The sequence below is a fragment of the Pseudomonas allokribbensis genome (assembly GCF_014863605.1).
Classification (GTDB): Bacteria; Pseudomonadota; Gammaproteobacteria; order Pseudomonadales; family Pseudomonadaceae; genus Aquipseudomonas; species Aquipseudomonas allokribbensis.
Genome location: NZ_CP062252.1, coordinates 5,951,994 through 5,976,242 on the forward strand (window position 1 = coordinate 5,951,994; position 24,249 = coordinate 5,976,242).

Annotated in this window: 20 protein-coding genes; 8 read left to right on the forward strand and 12 right to left on the reverse strand. The window is 61.3% G+C overall.

Annotated features, from left to right (window positions below):
- Positions 1 to 30 precede the first annotated feature (30 nt).
- The 7 genes from pqqF to IF199_RS27450 all read left to right on the forward strand — a co-directional run bounded on the left by pqqF (position 31) and on the right by IF199_RS27450 (position 7,651).
- Entirely contained in the window at positions 31 to 2,457 is a 2,427-nt protein-coding gene (pqqF, locus tag IF199_RS27420) for a pyrroloquinoline quinone biosynthesis protein PqqF (RefSeq protein WP_192559137.1), read from the forward strand.
- 159 nt (positions 2,458 to 2,616) lie between these two features.
- Positions 2,617 to 2,691, forward strand: coding sequence for a pyrroloquinoline quinone precursor peptide PqqA (gene pqqA, locus IF199_RS27425; protein ID WP_003444522.1), 75 nt, complete (start codon positions 2,617 to 2,619; stop codon positions 2,689 to 2,691).
- A gap of 84 nt (positions 2,692 to 2,775) precedes the next feature.
- A complete protein-coding gene (pqqB, locus tag IF199_RS27430) occupies positions 2,776 to 3,687 on the forward strand; it encodes a pyrroloquinoline quinone biosynthesis protein PqqB (protein WP_102619779.1) in 912 nt (303 codons plus the stop codon).
- A gap of 21 nt (positions 3,688 to 3,708) precedes the next feature.
- Positions 3,709 to 4,461: a pyrroloquinoline-quinone synthase PqqC gene (pqqC, locus tag IF199_RS27435; RefSeq protein WP_192559138.1), complete on the forward strand. Its 753-nt coding sequence runs from the start codon at positions 3,709 to 3,711 to the stop codon at positions 4,459 to 4,461.
- Complete coding sequence (gene pqqD / locus IF199_RS27440) at positions 4,458 to 4,733, forward strand: pyrroloquinoline quinone biosynthesis peptide chaperone PqqD (protein WP_007959876.1); 276 nt, start codon at positions 4,458 to 4,460, stop codon at positions 4,731 to 4,733. Before pqqC ends, pqqD begins: the two co-directional genes overlap by 4 nt.
- Entirely contained in the window at positions 4,705 to 5,877 is a 1,173-nt protein-coding gene (gene pqqE, locus IF199_RS27445; RefSeq protein ID WP_192559139.1) for a pyrroloquinoline quinone biosynthesis protein PqqE, read from the forward strand. Before pqqD ends, pqqE begins: the two co-directional genes overlap by 29 nt.
- Positions 5,843 to 7,651, forward strand: a complete 1,809-nt coding sequence (locus IF199_RS27450; RefSeq protein WP_192559140.1) for a S9 family peptidase — start codon at positions 5,843 to 5,845, stop codon at positions 7,649 to 7,651. The genes pqqE and IF199_RS27450 overlap by 35 nt, the downstream gene beginning before the upstream one ends.
- A 3-nt stretch (positions 7,652 to 7,654) precedes the next feature.
- On the opposite strand, the gene IF199_RS27455 is transcribed toward IF199_RS27450, so the two are convergent.
- Positions 7,655 to 7,813: a YqaE/Pmp3 family membrane protein gene (locus IF199_RS27455; RefSeq protein ID WP_003228885.1), complete on the reverse strand. Its 159-nt coding sequence runs from the start codon at positions 7,811 to 7,813 to the stop codon at positions 7,655 to 7,657.
- A gap of 206 nt (positions 7,814 to 8,019) precedes the next feature.
- On the reverse strand, positions 8,020 to 9,303 hold the full coding sequence (locus IF199_RS27460; protein WP_192559141.1) for an aspartate aminotransferase family protein: 1,284 nt from the start codon (positions 9,301 to 9,303) through the stop codon (positions 8,020 to 8,022).
- A gap of 169 nt (positions 9,304 to 9,472) precedes the next feature.
- Here IF199_RS27460 and IF199_RS27465 point away from each other — a divergent pair, with 169 nt between their 5' ends.
- Positions 9,473 to 10,402: a LysR family transcriptional regulator gene (locus tag IF199_RS27465; protein ID WP_192559142.1), complete on the forward strand. Its 930-nt coding sequence runs from the start codon at positions 9,473 to 9,475 to the stop codon at positions 10,400 to 10,402.
- A 227-nt stretch (positions 10,403 to 10,629) separates the two neighbouring features.
- On the opposite strand, the gene IF199_RS27470 is transcribed toward IF199_RS27465, so the two are convergent.
- From IF199_RS27470 to bioF, 10 genes are all read right to left on the reverse strand, one after another.
- The gene (locus IF199_RS27470) at positions 10,630 to 12,408 is read right to left on the reverse strand and encodes an acyl-CoA dehydrogenase C-terminal domain-containing protein (protein WP_192559143.1); all 1,779 of its coding nucleotides are present in this window, start codon (positions 12,406 to 12,408) and stop codon (positions 10,630 to 10,632) included.
- Positions 12,409 to 12,592: 184 nt separating this feature from the next.
- Positions 12,593 to 14,389, reverse strand: coding sequence for an acyl-CoA dehydrogenase C-terminal domain-containing protein (locus IF199_RS27475; RefSeq protein WP_192559144.1), 1,797 nt, complete (start codon positions 14,387 to 14,389; stop codon positions 12,593 to 12,595).
- A gap of 90 nt (positions 14,390 to 14,479) precedes the next feature.
- Positions 14,480 to 15,769 (reverse strand): GGDEF domain-containing protein, encoded by a 1,290-nt coding sequence (locus IF199_RS27480; RefSeq protein ID WP_096817856.1) that lies wholly within the window; start codon positions 15,767 to 15,769, stop codon positions 14,480 to 14,482.
- 208 nt (positions 15,770 to 15,977) lie between these two features.
- Positions 15,978 to 18,098 (reverse strand): cytochrome-c peroxidase, encoded by a 2,121-nt coding sequence (locus tag IF199_RS27485; protein ID WP_192559145.1) that lies wholly within the window; start codon positions 18,096 to 18,098, stop codon positions 15,978 to 15,980.
- A 261-nt stretch (positions 18,099 to 18,359) separates the two neighbouring features.
- Positions 18,360 to 20,165 carry a phenylacyl-CoA dehydrogenase gene (locus IF199_RS27490; protein ID WP_096817852.1) on the reverse strand — a complete coding sequence of 602 codons (1,806 nt, stop codon included), beginning with the start codon at positions 20,163 to 20,165 and terminating at the stop codon, positions 18,360 to 18,362.
- A 275-nt stretch (positions 20,166 to 20,440) separates the two neighbouring features.
- On the reverse strand, positions 20,441 to 20,737 hold the full coding sequence (locus tag IF199_RS27495; RefSeq protein WP_085731685.1) for a pyrroloquinoline quinone biosynthesis protein PqqE: 297 nt from the start codon (positions 20,735 to 20,737) through the stop codon (positions 20,441 to 20,443).
- Positions 20,738 to 20,843: 106 nt separating this feature from the next.
- A complete protein-coding gene (bioD, locus tag IF199_RS27500) occupies positions 20,844 to 21,524 on the reverse strand; it encodes a dethiobiotin synthase (protein ID WP_096817848.1) in 681 nt (226 codons plus the stop codon).
- The gene (bioC, locus tag IF199_RS27505; protein WP_192559146.1) at positions 21,521 to 22,333 is read right to left on the reverse strand and encodes a malonyl-ACP O-methyltransferase BioC; all 813 of its coding nucleotides are present in this window, start codon (positions 22,331 to 22,333) and stop codon (positions 21,521 to 21,523) included. The genes bioD and bioC overlap by 4 nt, the downstream gene beginning before the upstream one ends.
- Complete coding sequence (locus IF199_RS27510) at positions 22,326 to 23,057, reverse strand: alpha/beta fold hydrolase (protein ID WP_192559147.1); 732 nt, start codon at positions 23,055 to 23,057, stop codon at positions 22,326 to 22,328. The genes bioC and IF199_RS27510 overlap by 8 nt, the downstream gene beginning before the upstream one ends.
- The gene (gene bioF / locus IF199_RS27515; protein ID WP_192559148.1) at positions 23,050 to 24,228 is read right to left on the reverse strand and encodes an 8-amino-7-oxononanoate synthase; all 1,179 of its coding nucleotides are present in this window, start codon (positions 24,226 to 24,228) and stop codon (positions 23,050 to 23,052) included. The genes IF199_RS27510 and bioF overlap by 8 nt, the downstream gene beginning before the upstream one ends.
- Positions 24,229 to 24,249: the final 21 nt, after the last annotated feature.

The window sequence follows — 24,249 nt, forward strand, 5'->3', positions numbered from 1 at the left end:
CATTGGCACTTCACTGTTCTGGAAGTGCCCATGCCTGCGCCGACTCATCCCCGCCCCCACACCGAAACCCTGGCCAACGGCTTGCGCGTGACCCTGCGTCACGTGCCCGGCCTGAAGCGCAGTGCCGCCGCGTTGCGGGTGGCTGCCGGTAGTCATGACGTGCCGTTGGCGTGGCCGGGACTGGCGCATTTCCTTGAGCATTTGCTGTTTCTCGGCACCGAGCGTTTTCCTGCAAGCCAAGGGCTGATGGCCTACGTGCAAGGTCACGGCGGCCAGGTGAATGCCAGCACCCGCGAGCGCACCACCGATTTCTTCTTTGAGTTGCCGCCAGCGTCCTTCAGCGGAGGGCTGGAGCGTCTGTCAGACATGCTCACCCATCCCCGTATGAATCCGGACGATCAGTTGCGGGAACGGGAAGTGTTGCAGGCAGAGTTTGTCGCGTGGTCCCAGGATGTCGCAGCTCAGCAGCAAGAGGCGCTGTTCGAAGGCTTGTCAGCAGCGCATCCGTTGCGTGGTTTTCATGCCGGGAACCGCGACAGTCTGCCGGTAGAACACGCGGAGTTTCAGCAGGCACTGAAAGACTTCCATCAGCAGTTTTACCGCACGGGGCAGATGACCCTGAGTCTGGTCGGGCCGCAGAGCATTGAAGAGCTGCGAGTGCTGGCCGAACAGTTTGCCGCCGCGCTGACCGCTGGGGATAAAACTGCACAGGCAGCACCAGCTCGCTTGATGGACAACCCACAGGCAAGTTATCAACAGGTCGGCGAGCGGCGCGGCAATCTGCTGTTTGCGCTGGAGGATCTGCCGGAGTCGTCGGCCGAAGCGCTGGCGTTTCTCTGTCACTGGTTGAACAGCGCCAAACCCGGTGGATTGCTCGCGCATTTGCGGCAGCAGGGTCTCGCGAACGGTTTGCAGGCCTGCGTGCAGTACCAGTTCGCAGGGCAGGCGTTGCTGCATCTTCAGTTCACTGCACCCTGCGGGTCACTCGATGCCATTCGCGAGCAAGGGCTGGATTGGCTGAGTTTCTTCGCCGCACAGCAGGACTGGCCGGTATTGCGTGAGGAATATGCGGCGCTGCATCAACGCCAGCAGCAAGTCTGCGGCGCACTGAATCTGGCGCGGCTCGACAGCGAACAACTCGAAAGCGGCTTGTCCGAATCGGCCGTTGCGGCGCTCAAAGAGATTCTCGGCAAAATCGGCACTGTGGATAACTTCAGCAGTCACTGGCATCTGCCGGCTGCCAATCCCTTCTTGCGCACAGCCGAACCGCTGGCCAACGCTGGCCTGATCCGTGGCCAGACCAGCGCCCACCGTGGCTTGCGCACGTTTGCTCAGGACCGCTCGCGCAGCCGCCGTGAGCGCTCGCCGATGCAGTTCAGCCAAGCGCTGCCGGACAACGGGGACGAAGGCGCGGTGTATGTGCGCTGGCAGATGGAAGCGGCGGCTACGGCCGAGCTGCAAGAGAAACTGCAACGCAGTCTGCGGGAAGTGTCGGATGAAGCACGCCAGGCCGGGGTCGAGCTTTCGTTCAGCACCACGGGCAATCAGTGGTTGTTGAAGGTGACCGGTCTGCAGGACATATTGCCCAGCGTCCTCGAACATGCGCTGAAACATCTGACGCAAGTTGATGCCGATTCCGCGCGAAGTGAGCCGGAAGAACCGTTGATGCCGATTCGCCAATTGCTCAAGGCATTACCCGAACACGGCCTGCAATCGCTAACGACGTCTGACGATGCCGCACACCTGTGGACAACTTCCCGCTGGGACGGTCTGGCGCTGGGACTCAACCCACAGACTCAATCCGCCATGGGCCTGGCCCTGAGTCGCATCCCCGGGACACCGGACAATCAAATACCCGCACCATCGGCAATCAACGCCGGATACTTGTGGCGCCAAATCGAAGGGGCTTCCAGCGAACACGCCTTGCTGCTGTTCTGCCCGACCGCCAGCCACGAAATCGCCGATGAAGCCACGTGGCGCCTGCTCGCGCACCTGTGCCAGACGCCGTTCTACCAACGCCTGCGAGTCGAACTGCAACTGGGTTATGCGGTGTTCAGCGGCCCGCGTCAGTTCCACGGCCAGACCGGATTGCTGTTCGGTGTGCAATCGCCCTCGGCTACCGCCGCGCAATTGCTCGACCACATTCAGCAGTTTCTCGATGGCCTGCCAGCCCTGATCGAACAACTCGATGACGCCAGCCTCACCCAGCAACGCCAGACGCTTGCCGATCAGTTCGATGACAGCGCCCTGTCCGGCAAAGATGCGGCCGAGTTCCTGTGGCAGGCCCGACTCGCCGGCCACTCGTCGGATTATCTGGCACAACTGCGCTGCGCCATCGCTCAACTGGATCGCCCGGCATTGCTGGCCGCCGCACAACGCCTGATCCGCGCCGAGGGCGGCTGGCACGGCCTGTCCAACAACCTTGCGCCGGGCACGCCCTGGCAAGCGGCAAAATGATCATTACCGGGGCTGCAAGGAGCTTTCTCAAAGATTCACGGGCCAACCCCCTGAAATTTTGAGTAACATAGCCACCTAACTATTTGGAACATCCCTGCGCTGCCGTGGACTATACCTATGGATAGCGCTATCTCACCCACCTGAAAAAGGAGTCACCCGATGGCCTGGACCAAACCTGCTTACACCGACCTGCGCATCGGCTTCGAAGTCACCATGTACTTCGCCAGCCGCTGAGTCCTGCCTCAAGCAGAACACTGCAGTGCAACGCCTCGGCTCGCCGGGGCGTTTTATTTTCAGCGTTGAAATGATGGAGCGTTCATGTTCGTCCAGATTCTGGGTTCGGCCGCCGGTGGCGGTTTTCCGCAGTGGAACTGCAACTGCGTCAATTGCGCCGGTTTTCGCGACGGCAGCCTGAATGCCAAGGCCCGCACCCAATCGTCCATTGCCATCTCCGATGACGGCGTGAACTGGGTGCTGTGCAACGCCTCGCCGGACATCCGCGCGCAGCTTCAGGGCTTCGCCCCGATGCAACCGGGCCGAGCCCTGCGTGACACCGGCATCAGCGCGATCATCCTGATGGACAGCCAGATCGACCACACCACCGGCCTGCTCAGCCTGCGCGAAGGCTGCCCGCATCAGGTCTGGTGCACGGACATGGTCCACGAAGACCTGAGCACCGGTTTCCCGTTGTTCACCATGCTCAAGCACTGGAACGGCGGGCTGGACTGGAACCGCATCGAACTCGACCAGAGCTTCACCGTCGCCGCCTGCCCGAACCTGCGCTTCACCCCGCTGCCGTTGCGCAGTGCGGCACCGCCCTATTCGCCACACCGTTTCGACCCGCACCCGGGCGACAACATTGGCCTGATCGTCGAAGACCTCAGCACCGGCGGCAAACTGTTCTATGCCCCGGGCCTGGGCAAGGTCGACGCGCCGTTGCTGGACATCATGGCCGGCAGCGACTGCGTGCTGGTGGACGGGACGATGTGGGACGACGATGAAATGCAGCGCCGTGGCGTCGGTACCCGCACCGGTCGCGAAATGGGCCACCTGGCGCAGAACGGCCCCGGCGGCATGCTCGAAGTGCTGGAACAGCTTCCCGAGCAGCGCAAGGTGCTTATCCACATCAACAACACCAACCCGATTCTCGACGAAGACTCCCCGGAGCGCGCGGAACTGGTGCGACGCAATGTTGAAGTGGCGTATGACGGCATGAGCATTGTCCTGTAACGAATGCCCCGGAGAACCGCAATGACCGACACCCCGCTGTCCCACGCCGAATTCGAAGCGGCCCTGCGCGCCAAGGGCGCCTATTACCACATTCATCACCCGTATCACGTGGCGATGTATGAAGGCAGGGCCACCCGCGAGCAGATCCAGGGCTGGGTCGCCAACCGTTTCTACTATCAGGTGAACATCCCCCTGAAAGACGCGGCAATTCTGGCCAACTGCCCGGATCGCGAAATCCGCCGCGAGTGGATTCAGCGCCTGCTCGACCACGACGGCGCCCCAGGCGAAGACGGCGGCATCGAAGCCTGGCTGCGTCTCGGCCAGGCCGTCGGCCTCGATCCGGATCAACTGCGCTCCCAGGAACTGGTGCTGCCCGGCGTGCGCTTCGCCGTCGACGCCTACGTCAACTTCGCCCGCCGCGCCAGTTGGCAGGAAGCCGCCAGCAGCTCGCTGACCGAGCTGTTCGCGCCGCAGATCCACCAGTCGCGTCTCGACAGCTGGCCGCAGCATTACCCGTGGATCGACCCGGCCGGCTACGAATATTTCCGTACCCGTCTCGGTCAGGCCCGGCGCGATGTCGAGCATGGTCTGGCGATCACGCTGGAACACTACAAGACCCGCGAAGGCCAGGAGCGCATGCTGGAAATTCTCCAGTTCAAACTGGACATCCTTTGGAGCATGCTCGATGCCATGAGCATGGCCTACGAACTGAACCGCCCGCCGTATCACAGCGTCACCGATCAACGGGTCTGGCATAAAGGAATCGCCTTATGAGTTTCGACCGCAGCAAGACCCCGACCTGGCGTCCCGGCTACCGTTTCCAGTACGAACCGGCGCAGAAAGGCCATGTGCTGCTGTACCCGGAAGGCATGATCAAGCTCAATGAAAGCGCCGCGCTGATCGGCGGCCTGATCGACGGTGAGCGGGATGTCGCGGCGATCATCGCCGAACTCGACAGACAGTTCCCCGGCGTGCCCGAGCTCGGTGACGACATCGAGCAATTCATGGAGGTTGCCCGTGCGCAGCACTGGATCGAACTTGCCTGAGTCATCGGTGCAAGTCCCGGCCAAACCGGAAGTCGGCCTGCCGCTGTGGCTGCTCGCCGAGCTGACTTACCGCTGCCCGCTGCAATGCCCGTACTGCTCCAATCCGCTGGATTTCGCCGAGCAGGGCAAAGAGCTGAGCACCGAGCAGTGGATCAAGGTATTTCGCGAAGCGCGGGAGATGGGCGCGGCGCAACTGGGCTTCTCCGGCGGCGAGCCGCTGGTACGCCAGGACCTCGCCGAGCTGATCCGGGAAGCGCGCCAGTTGGGTTTCTACACCAACCTGATCACCTCTGGCATCGGCCTGACCGAGCAGAAGATCAGCGACTTCAAGAAAGCCGGGCTCGACCACATCCAGATCAGTTTCCAGGCCAGCGACGAGCAAGTGAACAACCTCCTCGCCGGCTCGAAAAAAGCCTTCGCGCAGAAACTGGAAATGGCGCGCGCCGTGAAGGCCCACGGCTATCCGATGGTGCTGAACTTCGTCACCCATCGGCACAACATCGACAAGATCGACCGCATCATCGAGCTGTGCATCGCGCTCGAAGCGGACTTCGTTGAGCTCGCCACCTGCCAGTTCTACGGCTGGGCGCAGCTCAATCGTGTCGGCCTGTTGCCGACCAAGGAACAACTGGTCCGCGCCGAACGCATCACCAATGAATACCGCGCCAAACTGGAAGCCGAAGGGCATCCGTGCAAGCTGATTTTCGTCACTCCGGACTACTACGAAGAGCGCCCGAAAGCCTGCATGAACGGCTGGGGCAGCCTGTTTCTGACGGTCACGCCGGACGGCACCGCCCTGCCCTGTCATGGCGCCCGACAGCTGCCGGTACAATTTCCCAATGTCCGCGACCACAGCATGCAGCACATCTGGTACGACTCGTTCGGCTTCAACCGCTTTCGCGGTTATGACTGGATGCCCGAGCCGTGCCGCTCCTGCGACGAGAAAGAACAGGACTTCGGCGGCTGCCGCTGCCAGGCGTTCATGCTCACGGGCGATGCCAGCAATGCCGACCCGGTGTGCAGCAAGTCCGAACATCACGGTGTGATCCTCAAGGCCCGCGAAGAAGCCGAGCACGCCACCCAGACCATCGAACAACTGGCCTTTCGCAATGAACGAAACTCGCGCCTCATCGCCAAAGGCTGAGCCTTTCAGCGCCACTGCCGCGGTTGCCGCTGGCGTGGATTTCGCCGAATTGCAGCTCGGTGCCCATGGCTTGTTCTGGAATGAATACCGCCCCGCAGACGCCGCATGCCGGATCTGGCACTGGCGCGATGGCGCGGCGAAATGTCTGACGCCTGCAGGTTTCAGCGTTCGCAGCCGGGTGTACGAATATGGTGGTGGGGCGTTTTGTCTGACGCCTGATGGAGTAGTCTTCATCAACGAGGCGGATCAACAGCTGTATCGCCAGACGCTGGATGGAGAGCCCGAGGTTCTGACGTCGGGCGAGTGCCGATATGGTGATCTGCACTTTGCCGATGGGCAGGTGCTGGCCGTTGAAGAGAACGGTGATTGCCATCGGCTAGTGGCCATCGATCTGGCGACTGGTGCCCGCCATAGGCTGGCTGAAGGCGCGGATTTCTACGCCTCGCCAATCATCAGCCCGGATGGTCAGCACCTGGCGTGGATCGAGTGGAGCCGCCCGCATCAACCGTGGACGTCCACCCGTTTGATGCTCGCCGAGCGCACAGGTAATGGATTTTCTGCCCCACGTTGCGTGGCCGGTGAAACGCTTGAAGAGTCGATCCAGCAACCGCGCTTCGATGCCAATGGCCGACTGGGCTGTCTGACCGACCGTAATGGATATTGGCAGCCGTGGATCGAGTCTGCAGACGGCTTGCAACCGCTACCCTGTGCCGCAGCCGATCACGCGCCGGCCCCATGGCAACTCGGCGGCTGCACCTGGCTGCCCACCGACGAAGGCTTTTTGGCGAGCTGGAGCGAAGGCGGTTTTGGTCGCCTCGCGCTCAACGGCGAAGACTTCACCGGCGACTACAGTCGCTTCCGTCATCTGGCTGTCGATGATCAGTTCATTTATTGCATCGCCGCTTCACCGATCAGCCCTTCAGCGGTACTCGCCATTGATCGCGATTCGCGTGAAGTGAAAGTGCTGGCCGGCGGCATTGCACCGCTGCCCGTCGAGCGCATCAGCCGCCCGCAAACCCTGCGCTATCCCAGCGGTTCGGGCGAGGCTCACGGCTTCTTTTACCCGGCCACCAATGGCGATGAGAAACCGCCGTTGGTGGTGTTCATCCATGGCGGCCCGACATCGGCGTGCTACCCGATGCTCGACCCGCGCATCCAGTACTGGACGCAACGCGGCTTCGCCGTTGCCGACCTCAACTACCGTGGCAGCAGCGGCTATGGCCGGGAATACCGGCAAGCGTTGCATCTGAGTTGGGGCGCGGTGGATGTCGAGGATGCCTGTGCGGTAGTGGCTTACCTGAATGAACGCGGCATGATCGACGGCGAGCGTGCATTCATCCGTGGCGGCAGCGCCGGCGGCTACACGACGTTGTGTGCCCTGGCGTTCCATCACGTGTTCCGCGCTGGCGCCAGCCTGTACGGCGTCAGTGACCCGGTCGCCCTGGGCCGCGCGACACACAAGTTCGAAGGCGATTATCTGGACTGGCTGATCGGCGATCCCGAGCAAGACGCCGAACGCTACGCGGCCCGCACGCCGTTGCTGCACGCCAGCAACATTCGCGTACCGGTGATTTTCTTCCAGGGTGAACTGGACGCCGTGGTCGTGCCGCAACAGACCCGCGACATGGTCGCGGCTCTGGAGCAAAACGGCATCGAGGTCGAAGCGCATTACTACGCCGACGAACGTCACGGCTTCCGCCGGGCCGTCAATCAGGCCCATGCGCTGGAGCAGGAGTGGCGCTTCTACCGGCGAGTGATGGGTCTGGCGGACTGAAACTCAGCGCTTGGCGATGATGTACACCGCATGCACGATCCCCGGGATGTAGCCGCACAGCGTCAGCAGAATGTTCAGCCAGAACGCACCGCCGAACCCGACCTGCAGAAACACACCCAGTGGCGGCAACAGAATGGCGATGATGATTCGAATGAAGTCCATGGGGCAGCTCCTGATTGGGGGTTGGCTCGACTGAGCCATACAAGCTAATCGACCTGTGCCGTTTGTCAGGGTTCAGTACAACCCGCGATCTCGCCATTTGAATGCCATTACCCGGCCACAAAAAAACGCCCCACGCCAAAAAAATCAGGCGTGGGGCGTGCGTTATACCGCGAGACGGTTCTTGAATTCGGGTGGGAAACTTCAGCTCAGACGGCAATCCCTTTTCGGCATTGCAGTTGCGCAGTACGTACCCGGGAGAAGGCGCGGGCGAGACGCAGGAGCATTTCGTCGATATTGGCCTTGCTGACGGTAAGCGCCGGGGTGAAGCGCAGGCAGTTGGCCTGCGGGGCGTTGAGCAGCAAACCTTCATGGAGCGCAGCTTTGACGACGGCCTCGGCAGAGTCTTCCGACAGGGTCAGTCCCCAAAACAGCCCTTGCCCGCGCAACTCGCCATGTTCATAACGATGCGCCAGACGAGCGAGCCCTTCGCGCAGATGCTGGCCGTTTTCCCGGATCTGTTCGAGGAATGCGCGGTCCTGCACGCTGTCTAGCACCACCAGCCCTGCAGCGGTCATCAGCGCGTTGCCGTGATGAGTCCCGCCCAACTCGCCGGAGTCGAAACAGCAGGCCTTGCCTCGCGCCAGCAATGCAGCCAGTGGCACGCCACCGCCGAGGCCTTTGCCGAGCACGACGATATCGGCGCGCACGCCGTAGGATTGTTCGGCGAGCAAGGTGCCGCAGCGGCCGATGCCGGTCTGCACCTCGTCGAGAATCAGCAGAATCCCCAGCTCACGGCACAGGCGCTCGACACCCTTGAGGTAATGCTCAGTCGCAGGAATCACACCGGCATCGCTCTGGATCGGTTCGAGCATGATCGCCACGGTCTGCGCATCGACCGCGGCATGCAGCGCTGGCAGGTCATTGAACGGCACCAGATCAAAGCCCGGCAGCAGCGGCGCAAAGCGATTATGCAGGTTGCAACTGTCCGACGCCGAAATCGTCGCCAGACTACGTCCGTGGCAGCCTTGTCTGGCGACAATGATCCGCGAGGCACCACCGCGATGCAGTTGACCCCATTTACGCGCCAGCTTGATTGCGGCTTCACAGGCTTCGCTGCCACTGTTGAGCAAATATGCTTGATCGCTTGAGGTACTGGCACACAGACGCTCGGCGAGGCTGAGCATGCCGCGATTGTGCAGATTGAAGCCGGGATTGATCAGGGCCTGGGCCTGGCTGGCGATGGCTTTGACCAGTGCCGAAGGGCTGTGGCCGAGGCTGTTAGCGCCACCGGCCTGGGAAAAGTCCAGATAGGCGCGGTCATTGCTGTCCCACAGCCAGGAACCCTGGCCGCGAACGAACACCTGTTGCGGGCGTTCGACGCTGGGCATCAGGCGCTCGGCATTCAGGCCGTCAGCGGCATCCGATTCATGGGTTTCAAAAGCCAGGTCATCGAGGCTCGGCGTCTGGCGCCGCAGGCTGAACAGATTCATTGCAAAAAGCCTCGCAGGAGGTTTTTTGAACTGCCTATGTAATCGTTATCGAAACAATCGCTGGTCATTGCCCTTTCCGGCCCTGTAAGCCCCGTGGATGCGGTTAGACTAGGCTCACACACGGCCGCCGGCCATTTCGATTTCTCAGCATTTTCGATAAGTATTACTTATGGATTTCAAACAACTGCGTTATTTCGTCGCGGTCTACGAAGAAGGTCACGTCGGACGTGCCGCCGAACGTCTGTCGATCTCCCAGCCGGCGCTGTCCCAGCAGATCCGCCACCTGGAACAGAACCTCGACGTCACCCTGTTCGAACGCAGCAGCAAACGCCTGCTGCCGACCCTCGCCGCCCATACGCTATACAACCACGCCCTGCCACTGCTCGACGGCATGCAACGCGCGCGTGAGGCGCTGGGCAACTTCAAGGGGCAGGCGCTGCGCACGCTGGCGATTGGCGTACTGCAAACCGTGCACACCAGCCTGGTGCCGCAAATGCTGGAACGGGTGCGCAAGGCCCAGCCGCATCTGGTAGTACAGATTTATGAACTGACAGGATTGGAGATCGAGCGGCGCCTGCTCAATGGCTCGCTGGACATTGGCATCAGTTATCTGCCGCCACGCCAGCCGGGGCTGCACGGCGTGATGCTGTACGAAGATGAACTGACGCTGGTCATCCCGGCGGATCATCCATTGCGGGAGTTCAAGAAAGTCTCGATGAGCCAGGCTGCCGAATTGCCGATGCTGCTGCTGGGCGAGGAATTCCAGATCCGCCAGATCTGGCAGGCCCAACTGGCCAGCCTTGGACGCCGCCCGCAAGTGCAGGCGGAACTGAACAATATGGTGGGGATTCTCGACAGCCTGCCGCACACACGTCTGGCGACGGTGCTGCCCGGTCGTTCGCAAAAGGAGTACGACGATCAGGATCTGCTGTGGAAACCGCTAAGTGAGCCGCGTGTGCCGTTGAAGGTCGGGCTGGTATGTCGCGACGTACAACGCCAGCAGGCGCCATTGGCCTTGCTGCGAACCTTGCTGGAAGAGGTGATGCAGCGCGAGGACAAACCGCTCAAAGGCGCGCCAGCCATGGATCCGCTGAGCTGAAAACTTTTCTGCGGGCAAAAGAAAACCCCGCCGAAGCGGGGCTTTGCAGACTGTTTCCCTGACATCCATTTCACTCCGCCACCCTGGCAGAATCCTACGTGTCCGTGTTGTTGCTTTGCGCTTCCTGCGCGACGTCCATGAAATGTAGATTAGCTCTGGATCCAATCTGCGCCTATGGGAGAACAGCAGCACGTCATGTAAGAGATTGCTTACATGACGTTACATCATCAGAACTGCCCGGCATCCAGCAGGAACAGCGACTCGCTGCCGGCCTTCACCGACGCGCTCAACGAGTGAATCCGCGGCAGCAGACGGGCGAAATAGAACCGCGCGGTGCCGAGTTTGCTCGCGTAGAAATCGTCCTGCGCTTCTTTGCCCAGCGATGCCTTGGCCATCAGCGCCCACATGTAGGCGTAGGACACGTAGCCAAACACCTGCAGATACTCGACCGACGCCGCACCGATTTCGTTCGGATTGGTTTTCGCCCGGTCCAACAGCCACGAGGTCAGCTCGTCGAGGGTGTCGACGGCGTCATTCAGCGGCTTGGTGAACTCGCCGAGATTGGCACTGGCGGTGGCGGTGAAATGGCGGATCTCGTCGGCGAACAGTTTGTAGAACGCACCGCCGCTGCCGACGATCTTGCGACCCACCAGGTCCAGCGCCTGAATGCCGTTGGTGCCTTCGTAGATCTGGGTGATGCGTACGTCACGCACCAGTTGCTCCTGGCCCCACTCGCGGATGTAGCCGTGGCCGCCGAAGATCTGCTGGCCATGGACAGTGGTTTCCAGACCCAGGTCGGTCAGGAACGCCTTGGCCACTGGCGTCAGCAAGGCAACCAGGTCCTCGGCACGTTTACGGGTGGCAGCGTCTTCACTGAACTTGGCGGTGTCGAGTTGCATCGCCACGTAGGTGGAGAACGCACGGCCGCCTTCGTTCGAGGCTTTCATGGTCAGCAGCATGCGACGCACGTCCGGGTGGACGATGATCGGGTCGGCCACCTTGTCCTTGTTCTGCGCGCCGGTCGGCGAACGGCTTTGCAGGCGGTCGCGGGCGTATTCGATGGCGTTCTGGTACGAGCGCTCGCCGGTAGCCAGGCCTTGGATACCGACACCCAGACGCTCGTAGTTCATCATGGTGAACATCGCGGCCAGGCCTTTGTTCGGCTCGCCGACCAGGTAACCCACGGCTTCGTCGAAGTTCATCACGCACGTGGCGGAGGCCTGGATGCCCATCTTGTGTTCGATCGAACCGCAGTTCGCCGGGTTGCGCGCACCCAGGCTGCCATCGGCATTGACCATGAACTTCGGCACCAGGAACAGCGAAATGCCTTTCGGCCCCGCCGGCGCGTCCGGCAGCTTGGCCAGCACCAGGTGGATGATGTTTTCGGTCAGGTCGTGCTCACCGCCGGTGATGAAGATCTTGGTGCCGCTGACCTTGTAGGAACCGTCCGCCTGAGGCTCGGCCTTGGTGCGAATGATGCCCAGGTCGGTGCCGGCATGCGGCTCGGTCAGGCACATGGAGCCGGCCCAGATCCCGGCGTACATATTCGGCAGGTAAGCGGCTTTCAGTTCTTCACTGGCGTGGGCGTTGATCGACAGGCAGGCGCCGGCAGTCAGCATCGGGTACAGACCGAAGGACAGGCTGGCAGAGTTGACCATTTCTTCGACCTGGGCCGACACGGCTTTGGGCATGCCCATGCCGCCGTATTCAGGATCACCGCCAACACCGACCCAGCCGCCTTCGGCATAAGTCTGATAGGCCTGTGGGAAACCGGCTGGCGTGGTGACAGCACCGTCGGCCCAGTGGCAGCCTTCTTCGTCGGCCGCACGGCTCAGGGGCGCGATACTTTTGCTGGTGACCTTGCCGGCCTCTTCGAGAATCGCTTCGACGGTTTCCGCGTCGACAGTCTCGGCCAGGGCCGGCAGTTCGGCCCAGAGTTTGGCGACTTCGAACACTTCATTGAGGACGAAGCGCATATCGCGCAGCGGCGCTTTGTAGTCAGCCATGGCAAACCTCGCAAAGATCTAAACAGGTGATTCGTGGAAAGGTGATTTCGTTGAGCTGGAGTGTAACCCAACAACTTTTGCGACACATAGGGTCAGGCCATGACTGTTTTGTTATTTTTAGTCACTAGATAGCACCCATAAAGAAGCCCGCAATCAGCGGGCTCTTTTGTTTAACAGGGGCGTGTTACAGCGAGAACAACTGCGCCGGCAATTTCATCAGGCAATCACTGCCCGCCTCAATCGCCGCGCGATGCGCCGCAGTACGTGGCAACAACCGCTTGAAGTAAAACTCGCACGTGGCCAGTTTGCCCTGACAGAAATCGCCATCACCTTCGCCCGACTCCAGCTGTGTCTGGGCGACCAGCGCCATGCGCAACCACAGATAGCCGAGGACGATGTAACCGCTGTACATCAGGTAATCCACCGACGCGGCGCCAACTTCATCCGGATTCTTCATCGCCGCCATACCGACCTGCATGGTCAGTTCGCTCCACTGCTGATTAAGGCTGTCGAGTTGCGCCACAAACCCGCCCAGATGCGCATGCCCGGCGTTGGCGGCGCAGAACTTGTGGACGATCTTGGTGAAGTTGCGCAGCAGCTTGCCTTGGCTGCCGAGGACTTTGCGCCCCAGCAGATCCAGTGCTTGAATGCCGTTGGTGCCCTCGTAGATCGGCGCGATCCGGCAATCGCGAACCAGTTGCTCCATGCCCCACTCGCGGATAAAACCGTGGCCGCCGAACACCTGCATGCCGTGGTTGGTCACCTCCAGACCGGTGTCGGTCATGAACGCCTTGCAGATCGGGGTCAGGAACGCCAACAGATCTTCAGCGTCCTGACGCGCGTCGGCGTCCGGGCTCAGGTGCGCGACATCGAGCATCTGCGCGGTGAAATAGGTCAGCGCGCGGTTGCCTTCATTGAAGGCTTTCATGGTCAGCAGCATGCGTCGCACGTCCGGGTGGACGATGATCGGATCCGCCGGTTTGTCCGGGGCTTTGGCGCCAGTCAGGGCGCGCATCTGCAGACGGTCGTTGGCGTATTTGATTGCGCCCTGGAAACTCGCCTCGCCCAGACAAAGGCCCTGCATCCCGGTGCCGAGGCGCGCATGGTTCATCATGGTGAACATGCAATTCAGGCCTTTGTTCGGCTCGCCGATCAGGAAGCCTTTGGCGTCATCGAAGTTCAGCACGCAAGTGGCCGAAGCCTTGATGCCCATCTTGTGCTCGATCGAACCGCAGGAAACGCCGTTGCGTTCCCCCGCCTCACCGGCTGTATCCGGCAGGAATTTCGGCACGATGAACAGCGAAATCCCCTTGGTCCCGGCCGGCGCGTCCGGCAGTTTGGCCAACACCAGATGAATGATGTTGTCGCTCATGTCGTGCTCGCCGGCGGAGATGAAAATCTTGCTGCCGGTGACCGCGTAACTACCGTCGGCCTGAGGCACGGCGCGGGTCTTGATGATGCCCAGGTCGGTGCCGCAATGGGCTTCGGTCAGGCACATGGTTCCGGTCCACTGGCCCGCAGTGAGTTTGCGCAGATAGGTGTTTTTCTGTTCCTCGGTGCCGTGGGCGTGGATCGCCGACATGGCGCCGTGGGTCAGGCCCGGGTACATGCCCCAGGAAGTGTTGCTGGAGGCGACCATTTCGCTGATCACCAGCCCCAGCGAACTCGGCAGGCCCTGACCGCCGTAGGTCGGGTCTGCCGCCAGACCGTGCCAGCCACCTTCCACGTATTGTGCGAAGGCCTGCTTGAAGCCTGTAGGCGTTGTCACCACGCCGTTGTCGAATTGGCAGCCCTCTTCGTCACCGCTGCGATTGAGCGGTGCCAGAACGTTCTCACAGAACTTCGCGCCTTCGTCGAGGATCGCGTTGACCATGTCCGGGCTGGCGTCGTGGGCGCCGAGGGCCGCGTACTGGGTGTGAAAGTCGAAGACGTGGTCGATCAGAAAGCGCATGTCGCGCAGGGGAGCTTTGTACTCGGGCATGGTGGCTTCTCCTTCAGCAGATTTCTCCAACCTACTGCCGGCCACCCTGCCCCACAATCACTGTCCAGACGCTGAATGCGCCGTCATCACTCAACCTGCGGCGCTGTCCATGCGCACCGCGCCACGACGGTTCTGACCGAACGCCATCACGCAGTTTCGACCTGCCCCTTTGGCGGCATAGAGCGCTTCGTCGGCGGATTTGAGCACTTGCTCCGGGTTGCGCTGCTCCACACGCTCGGCGACGCCGATGCTCACCGTCACGGACACACTGGACGCACCGGAACCGGCACGACGCTGGCGACCCTGCTGGTCGTCCTGCGGGCGGTTTTCCTGATTGCGCAACTGGATGTTGTAGGACGCGATCGACTCGCGGATGACTTCCAGGTGCGGCATGCACTCTTCAAGGGTCTTGCCCGCAAACACCAGGGCGAATTCCTCACCCCCGTAGCGATACGCCCTACCGCCACCGCTGATTTTGGACAGCTTGCTGGCCACCAGTCGCAGGACCTGGTCACCCACGTCGTGACCGTGGGTGTCGTTGAATTTCTTGAAATGATCGACGTCGCTCATCGCCAGCACATAGTTGCGCCCCAGACGCTGCATACGCTCGTTGAGTGCGCGACGGCCCGGCAGGCCGGTGAGTTCGTCGCGGAAGGCCATTTGGTAAGCCTCGTGCGCTACGGCCGCCGCAATCATCAGCATCACCTGGCTGCACATGATGTTCAGGGTGAACGGCAGGATGAAGGTTTTCGGCAGCATCCAGAACACCCCGAGCAACCCCACCAGTTGCGCCGCGTGCAGTGGACGCGGGTTGCGCCAGTACTGCCAGGCCAGCAACAGGAACGCCGAGAGGAACACCGGATAGGACATCTGGATCAGGCTCATCCACGCGCCGTGCAGCGCCGGCCAGCGAATCTCGGAAAGCCACATCAGCAACGCCTGCGGATAACTTTGCTCCAACCCCAGCGCCACGCTGCCAAACGCCAGCAGTACGGCAAACCGCGCCACCATATCCTGGAACAGGTGCGTGCGCTCCTGCCACGCGGCGAACAGTCCGAACAACAAGGGCAACAGCAGGCAGACCAGATGGAACACCACGGCCGCGTCTTCGCGCACCTTGCCGTTGTCACGGTAATAGTCGGTCTGGGTATCGAGCAAAAAGTAGGCGATGTACACCGTGACCATCAGAAACAGTTCGCGCTGGCGTCGGTAAACCGCGCAATACGACCCGCCCAGCAACAGCACCAGGGTTGGCAGCACGTTGAACAGCGAGGTGAAGAACACGTTGAGGTCTTTGACGTACGCAGCCGCCAACCCCGCAAGCAACAACAGCAGTGAAGGTATGAAATGACTGAAACGTACAGCGGAAGAACGCGGCAAGGGTAAAGCTCCGACCGTCTTGGCAAAGAGATGGCATTGTGCCTGCAATGTGGCCAGTTAAGCACACACAATGTGATCCAGATCACAGGCTGTCTCTTTAACGGCCGAATCCCTCGGTTTCTGAGCCTTCAATCAAGGTTTTTTGCCTGAGAAGCATGAAACTTTCGTCATGGCCATCATGCTTGATGGCCATGACGATCATTTCTACTCAAAGATCGTTGTAGAACGGCTGCAACGGCCCCTCCGCCGCCGGCCGACCTTCAGCGCCATAAGGCTTGAGATTGAGCGATGCATCCGTTGCCTGACGAGTCGTGACTTTCGGACTGGCCGGGCGCTGGGTCACGGCGTTTTCATCCCCGATATGGCCCTGCGGGATCACCAGCGACGGGTGATCGAAAGGCGCCCGTTCCCAGGCAACGCGCGGATCGGTCAGTCCGACTTCCATGAATTTCACCAACGCGTCGATTTCGTCAGGCGTCAGGTTCAGCGCCGTCATATCCGGATCGAGGTTGGAGGTGTTGTGCTGATTCACCGCCGGGTGCTCGAAACCGCTGGTGTTGTTGGCGTCCTCACCACGCCGGTCACCGCCACGGTTGTAGAACTCCATGACCTGCTTGAGCGTGGCGCGACTGCCGTTGTGGAAGTACGGGCCGGTCAGGGCGATGTTGCGCAGGGTCGGCGTCTTGAACGCGCCATCGACCGAATCGCGGAACCCGACATTAGGCTTGAGCGTGGCGTCGCACGGAATAGCTGCACTCAGCGGCGCTTCGAAGGTGCACACGTCGACATCCAGTGGGTCGACCGAGCGGCCGCCCTGCAACACGGTGTTGTACTGACGGGTGAACGACCACGGATTGCCCCAGGCATCCGCGCCACCGAGGGCCAGATCTTCGGAAGTCGGACGCACACCGGTGTTGTAGAAACCGTTGTCATAAAGGGTGGTCAGGTTGTCAGCCATCACCATGCGCTCGATACGCTCACGTGGGTGCATCAACAAGCGGCTGGCCGCGTTGGTCAGCTCCGCGCCGCCGTGGCAATTGACGCATTTGCCTTTGCCGAGGAACAGGTTCATCCCCTCGACCTGCTGCGCGTTCATGGCGGTGTGGTCGCCTTGCAGATAGGCATCAATCGGCGCCTGATCGGAGACCAGCGTGGCTTCGTACATCTGAATCGCCAGGCCGAAGAACAGCGGGAAGTTGGCCTCCATCTGGGTGTACGGCGCGCCGCCCACCGAGACGTTTTGCGTGGCGTTCCACAACCGGGGCTGGAAGGCATTCTTGATCAGTTCGCGATAAGTCGGCCGGCGCGCGCCGGACACTGGCCCCAGCACCGAATCACTGGAAGAAATCCGCTGCTGCTTGAGCATCAGGGTGTCCAGCATCCTGCGACCGATGTCGGCGAAGGTGCGACCGCCGCAGGACATTTCCACCGGGCTGCCGGGCGGGCCGACGGCTTGCGAGGCGGCAGACGCATCGTTGAGCGCCAGCCTGACTTTGGTAGCGACCGTGCTGCGTTCGCTGGTCACGTAGATCCCCGCATCCGGGTCGCGATTGCCGAAGGGCGAAAATCCGTTGAACACGTTGTTGGCCCGACCGTCCCAGAAGTTGCGCACGTTGAACGCGGCGTTGATCACCGACGGCGCGTTGCGACCGGTGCTGCGCCGTACGTTGATGCCGCCGACCTGGAACAGGCCGTCCGGCTGCTGGGTGCATTTGTCGAACCGTGGCTGGTTGGGTTTGACGAAGTTGGCGTCGAACACGCCTTGGGAACCGACCACATCGTCGGTCGAGTAAACGATCGGCGAGTTGCGCTCCAGTGGATTGCTCAGCACGTGGGTCGGGAAGTCGTTTTTTTTCAGCGTGTAGTTCGGGCCACCCTTGCCACCGGACAACGTGGCGTAGGTCGCCACGTCGCCGGGAATGTCGGAAGCCACAAACGGCTTGTTGAAAATCGACGCGACGTTGGCGTTGGTGTTGGTGTTGGCCTGGCCGGGGTTGAGCTGGTTGGTGATGCGATGATCGACGCCGGCATGGTAGTGGCAGGATGCGCACGCTGTGGCACCGTCGCTGCCGATCTCCATGTCCCAGAACAACGCCTTGCCCAACAGGATCGCAGCCGAACGATTGAGCACGTAGTCGGTCATCAGGTCGACCTTGCGTCCGCCTTCGGTCCCGGACGGATCGGGAGGCACCATCCCGCGCAACGATTGCAGCGACGGGACTTCCGGCACCGGGGGATCGACTTCGGCGGGGTCGGCGGCCCATGCGCTGTGGACTGACAGCGCGATGGGTAACCAGAAGGTCAAACGAGCGAGTCGACTGATGTTCATAGGCTTCACCCTGACTGTTGTTGTTAAGTGCCGGGCGTCATGCTTCTTTGAGCAGGCAGTTCTCGTTAGCACCGGTAATTCGGACAGTGCAATTAATTGGCCACCCTTCTGGAAACATCTTGAATCAATAAGCGCAGGGGTTCGGCTGAGCAAAGCCGTCATCAATGCTGGGGAATCAGCCCCGGGATTGGGGAAATCCGGGCACAAAAAAAACCGCTGCCCCCGAAGGAGCAGCGGTTTTCAGAACGACCGCGTTAAGGCTTAGTAGCCCAGCGAGAAGTTCTCTTCTTTCATGTCCATCAGGTTGTTTGCGCCCGACAGCATGGTTGCCACGTGCGTACGGGTACGCGGCAGGATGCGCTGGAAGTAGAAGCGCGCGGTTTGCAGCTTGGCGGTGTAGAAGGCCTCGTCGGTGGTACCGGCAGCCAGTTTTTCAGCAGCCAGACGCGCCATGTCAGCCCAGAAGTAAGCCAGGCAGGCGTAACCGGAGTACATCAGGTAGTCCACGGAGGCCGCGCCGACTTCTTCGCGATCTTTCATGGCAGCCATACCGACCTTCATGGTCAGCTCGCCCCACTCTTTGTTCAGTGCAGCCAACGGTGCGACGAATTCTTTAACGGCTTCGTTGCCTTCGTTGTTCTGGCAGAACTTGTGGACGATCTTGGTGAAGCCTTTCAGAGCCTCGCCTTGAGTCATCAGCACTTTACGTCCCAGCAGGTCGAGTGCCTGGATACCGGTGGTGCCTTCGTACAGCATCGAGATGCGGCTGTCGCGAACGTTCTGCTCCATGCCCCACTCGGCGATGAAGCCGTGGCCGCCGTAGATCTGTACGCCGTGGTTGGCGGATTCGAAACCGACTTCGGTCATGAACGCCTTGGCGATTGGGGTCATGAAGGCCAGCAGTGCGTCGGCTTTCTTCTTCTCTTCTTCGTCCACGCCGTATTTGACGATGTCGACCTGTTTGGCGGTGAAGTACACCATCGCACGGTTGCCTTCGGCGAATGCCTTCATGGTCAACAGCATGCGGCGTACGTCAGGGTGAACGATGATCGGGTCAGCCGCTTTTTCTGGCGCTTTCGGGCCAGTCAGGGAGCGCATTTGCAGGCGATCGCGAGCGTATTTCAGGCCGCCCTGGAAGCCGATTTCGGCGTGGGCCAGGCCTTGCAGCGCGGTGCCCAGACGTGCGGTGTTCATGAAGGTGAACATGCAGTTCAGGCCTTTGTTCGCCGGGCCGATCAGGAAACCGGTCGCGCCGTCGAAGTTCATCACGCAAGTGGCGTTGCCGTGGATGCCCATCTTGTGTTCCAGCGAGCCGCAGCTCACAGCGTTGCGAGCGCCAACAGTGCCATCGGCATTCGGCATGAACTTCGGAACGATGAACAGGGAAATGCCTTTGGTGCCAGCCGGTGCATCCGGCAGGCGGGCCAGTACGATGTGGACGATGTTGTCGGCCATGTCGTGTTCACCGGCCGAGATGAAGATCTTGGTGCCGGAGACTTTGTAGGAACCGTCGGCCTGAGGTTCGGCCTTGGTGCGCAGCATGCCCAGGTCGGTGCCGCAGTGCGGCTCGGTCAGGCACATGGTGCCGGTCCATTCGCCGGAGACCAGTTTGGTCAGATAGGCTTCTTGCTGCTCTGGAGTACCGTGCTCGGAGATGGTGTTCATCGCGCCATGCGACAGGCCCGGGTACATGCCCCACGACCAGTTGGCTTCGCCGACCATTTCGCTGACAGCCAGGCCCAGCGACTCAGGCAGACCCTGACCACCGTGCTCGACGTCATGGGCCAGGCTTGGCCAGCCGCCTTCGACGAATTGCTTGTAGGCCTCTTTGAAGCCGGTCGGGGTTTTCACGCCGGACTCGCTCCAGGTGCAACCTTCGATGTCGCCCACGCGGTTCAGCGGTGCCAGCACCTGCTCACAAAACTTGGCGCCCTCTTCGAGAATGGCGTCAACCATGTCCGGCGTTGCGTCTGCGCACGCTGGAAGGCTCTGATAGTGCGCTTCGTAGCCGAGCAGTTCGTCACGAACGAAGCGAATATCACGCAAGGGGGCCTTGTAGTCAGGCATAGCGATAAACCTCTGCTGATGTAACCGGGAATGAACGACCGCATTGATTTGTTGTGACGGTCAAACAGTTGTTTGAAACATACGTTTACGCCGAAATCTTGTCAAGCGTCGATCTTTTGCCATTCGTCATCACATTTTTCGAACACCGGACACAGCACCGCGACATGCGCCCGGGCGAGCCATGTGCAATGAAAAAAGATTAGTTGAGGGAGAAGGACTTACAACGAAAAACGCCGCGAACAGTCGCGGCGTCTGGCAAAGCGGATATCAGAAAATCAGGCGAACGTATCGATGATCGTACCGAGCATTTCATCGGAAGCCTTGGCGACTTTCGTGCCCAGCTCCACTTGAAACTTGCCCTGGGCCATCTCGGCCATGGCGCTGCCCGGATCCATTTGCTGGCTGCGATCCACACCGCGCAGGCGATCGATCTGTGCCTCGGAAGACTGACTGGTGACCGAGCGCTCAATGGTGTTGTTGGCGATCTGGCTGGCCGCCTGATCGACACGGTTCTGCCCGGTCTGAATGCTGCTCAGACCTGCATAAAAAGCTGTGTTTCCGGAGATTTCCATGGGAGCTCTCATCCTTGGGAAGGATCAATGGGTGCCATTGAACCAGAGGCGTCAGAAAAACACCCGTCAAAAACACTAATGGCACAGTGCCTTCCCATAGTCAAAATCAGTCGAGCAGATCCAGTTGCAAGTGATCGGCGACCGCCTCGGCGCTGACCGCCTTGAGTTTCGGCACCCGCCCCAGACACGGCGCCGGAATACGCTCGGCCAGTGTCGCCAGGTTTTCTTCCAGCCGCGAGGTCTTCGGATCAATGATGTTCGCTACCCAACCGGCCAGTTGCAGCCCGTCACGGGCAATTGCCTCGGCCGTCAGCAACGCATGGCTGATACAACCCAGACGCACGCCGACCACCAGAATCACCGGCAGATTCAGCGCAATGGCCAGGTCCGACAGATTGTCCTGATCTGCCAACGGCACCCGCCACCCGCCCGCGCCTTCAATCAATGTGAAGTCGGCGTTCATGGCCAGAATCTCGCGCATCGGCGCCAGCAGCGATTGCACGGTCAACGCCACGCCTGCCTCACGGGCCGCCAGATGCGGCGCGATGGCCGGCTCGAACGCCACCGGATTGACCTGTTGATAAGTCAGCGGCAACGAGCATTCGGCCTGCAGCGCCAAGGCATCGGAGTTGCGCAGACCTCTGGGCGTCACGACACAACCGGACGCCACCGGCTTGCCCGCCGCCGTACTCAACCCTGCCGATCGGGCGGCATGCAGCAACCCGGCGGCGACCGTCGTCTTGCCGACGTCAGTGTCGGTTCCGGTGATGAAATAGGCTGCGCTCATACGGGTTTCTCCAACACGGCGTAGACCACCTGATAAGTCGCCGGCAAGCCCTGCGGCTGACGGAACTGCTCGTAGGCTTCGACCAGCCCCAGAATCCGCGCCCGACCGGTCAATCCGCCCGGCCGACCGGGGTTCAGGTTATGCGCGCCCAGCGCCTTGAGTTCGTGCGTCAGGCTGCGCACATCCGGGTAATGCAGCACATGTGGCCGGTTCTCCAGACTGACCGTGCGCAGACCACTGGCCGCACACAATTGCTCGTACCGGGCGAACTCGCGGAAACGGTTGACGTGCACCAGGCCATCGACCTGACGCCAACTGTCGCGCAATTCGTACAGCGTCCCTACACAAAGACTAGCAAACGCAAAAATCCCCCCCGGTTTCAGCACCCGGAAGGCTTCGCCGAGTACCGATTCGAAGTCTGCGCACCACTGCACGGCGAGGCTGGAGAAGATCAGATCGCAGGTCGACTTCTGCAACGGCAGACGCTCAGCATCGCCAGCAATAAAGTGCGCGGCCCCGCCCAATGGCCGGGCGTGATTGAGCATGCCCTCGGCGATGTCCAGCGCCAGCCCTTCATTACAAGCAAAACGTTCGGCCAGCGCCCGGGTGAAATAGCCAGTGCCGCAGCCCAGATCCAGCCAGCGCGACGGCAGAAGACCCACCGGCAGACGATTCAGCAACTGCGTGCCGACATCACGCTGCAACTCGGCGACGCTGTCGTAGCTGGCCGCTGCGCGGGAAAAGGAAGCCGCTACCTGGCGCTTGTCAGGCAAGCCGCCGGGCAGCGCAGCAAGAGACAAATCAGTCATCACCACACTCACTTAAAAACGCCTGGATCGCACCGGCCACTCCGTGGGGGTCTTCCAGAAGAAACGCATGGCTGGCCTGCTCGATCAGCCCGACCTCGACATCCGCCAGCAAGGCGAACAACTCGCCCGCGGCTTCCGCCGGCACCAGCCCGTCCAGCCCGGCAAACAGATGCAATTGCGGGCCTCGAAACACCTGCAAGGCATTGCGCGTATCGATCTGCGCCAACAACTCCAGACCAGCCATCAATGCCGCCGGTGAAGTGTTTGGCGCGCCGCCCAGCAACAGTCGCGACAAGCCGCGAGAGTCTTGCGCACCCTGAGCGCACAGCAACGAAAAACGCTTGAGGGTCTGACGCGGATCAGCACTGCAACCGGCCAGAAATGCATCGAAGGTTTCCCCCGGCATCGCGCTCGGCCACTGGTCATGGGCAACAAAAGAAGGATTGCTCGCCAGCGTCAGCAAGCCGCAGCAATGTTCACCACGCCGCGCCGCCAGCTCAGAAGCCAGCATGCCGCCCAGCGACCAGCCACCCAGCCAGACGTCCTGGGGAATGCGCTCATCGAGTTCGTCGAGCCAATCCGCAGGATCGCTGGATTCCAGCTCCGGCAACGGTTCGATTTCGACCGTCAGGTGTTCGTCGAGCCCACGCAGCGCAGCCGCCAAGGGTTCCAGCGGGGAAACACCGAGGCCCCAGCCGGGGAGCAGAATCAGACGATCACGCATGGCTTGGCTCCGACTTCAGTTGGGCAAAGCAATCGGCCAGTCCTTCTAACAATAGTTGCACCTGCGCCTCGCTGTGGGCGGCGGTCAGCGTGACCCGCAGCCGAGCACTGCCGGCGGGCACAGTCGGCGGGCGGATCGCGGTGACCATCAACCCACGCTCGCGCAGCATCTGCGACAAACGCACGGCGCGGCCGGCATCGCCAATCATGATCGGCTGAATCGGCGTGAAGCTGTCCATCAGCTCCAGACCGATCTGTTCGGCGCCGTGGCGGAACTGGCGGATCAGCGTCTGCAAATGCTCGCGACGCCAGTGTTCGCTGCGCAGCAGTTCCAGACTTTTCAAGGTTGCGCAGGCCAACGCCGGTGGCTGGCTGGTGGTGTAGATGTACGGACGGGCGAACTGGATCAGGCTTTCGATCAGCTCTTCACTGCCAGCGACAAACGCGCCCGCCGTGCCGAACGCTTTGCCAAGGGTGCCGACCAGCACCGGCACGTCATCCTGGCTCAAGCCGAAATGCTCGACGATCCCGCCACCGTTCGCGCCCAGAGGACCGAAACCGTGGGCGTCATCGACCATCAGCCACGCGCCTTTGGCCTTGGCTTCGCGGGCCAGCGCCGGCAGGTCGGCGAGATCACCGTCCATGCTGAACACGCCGTCGGTGACCACCAGCGTATTGCCGGTGGCTTTCTCCAGACGTTTGGCGAGGCTTTCGGCGTCGTTATGCAGATAGCGATTGAACCGCGCGCCGGACAACAATCCGGCATCCAGCAACGACGCATGATTGAGCCGGTCCTCCAGCACCGTATCGCCCTGCCCGACCAGCGCCGTGACCGCGCCGAGGTTGGCCATGTAGCCGGTGGTGAACAACAGCGCACGTGGCCGTCCGGTGAGGTCGGCCAGAGCTTCTTCCAGCGCGTGATGCGGGCCGCTGTGGCCGATCACCAGATGCGAAGCACCGCCGCCGACGCCCCACTTCGAGGCACCGGCGCGCCAGGCTTCGATCACTTGCGGATGATTGGCCAGGCCCAAGTAATCGTTGTTGCAGAACGCCAGCAATGGCTGACCGTCGACCACCACTTGCGGCCCCTGGGGGCTTTCAAGCAGCGGTCGCTGACGATAGAGATTTTCGGCACGACGGGCAGTAAGGCGTGCGGCGAGATCGAAAGACATGCAAGCCTCACGGGTGGCAAA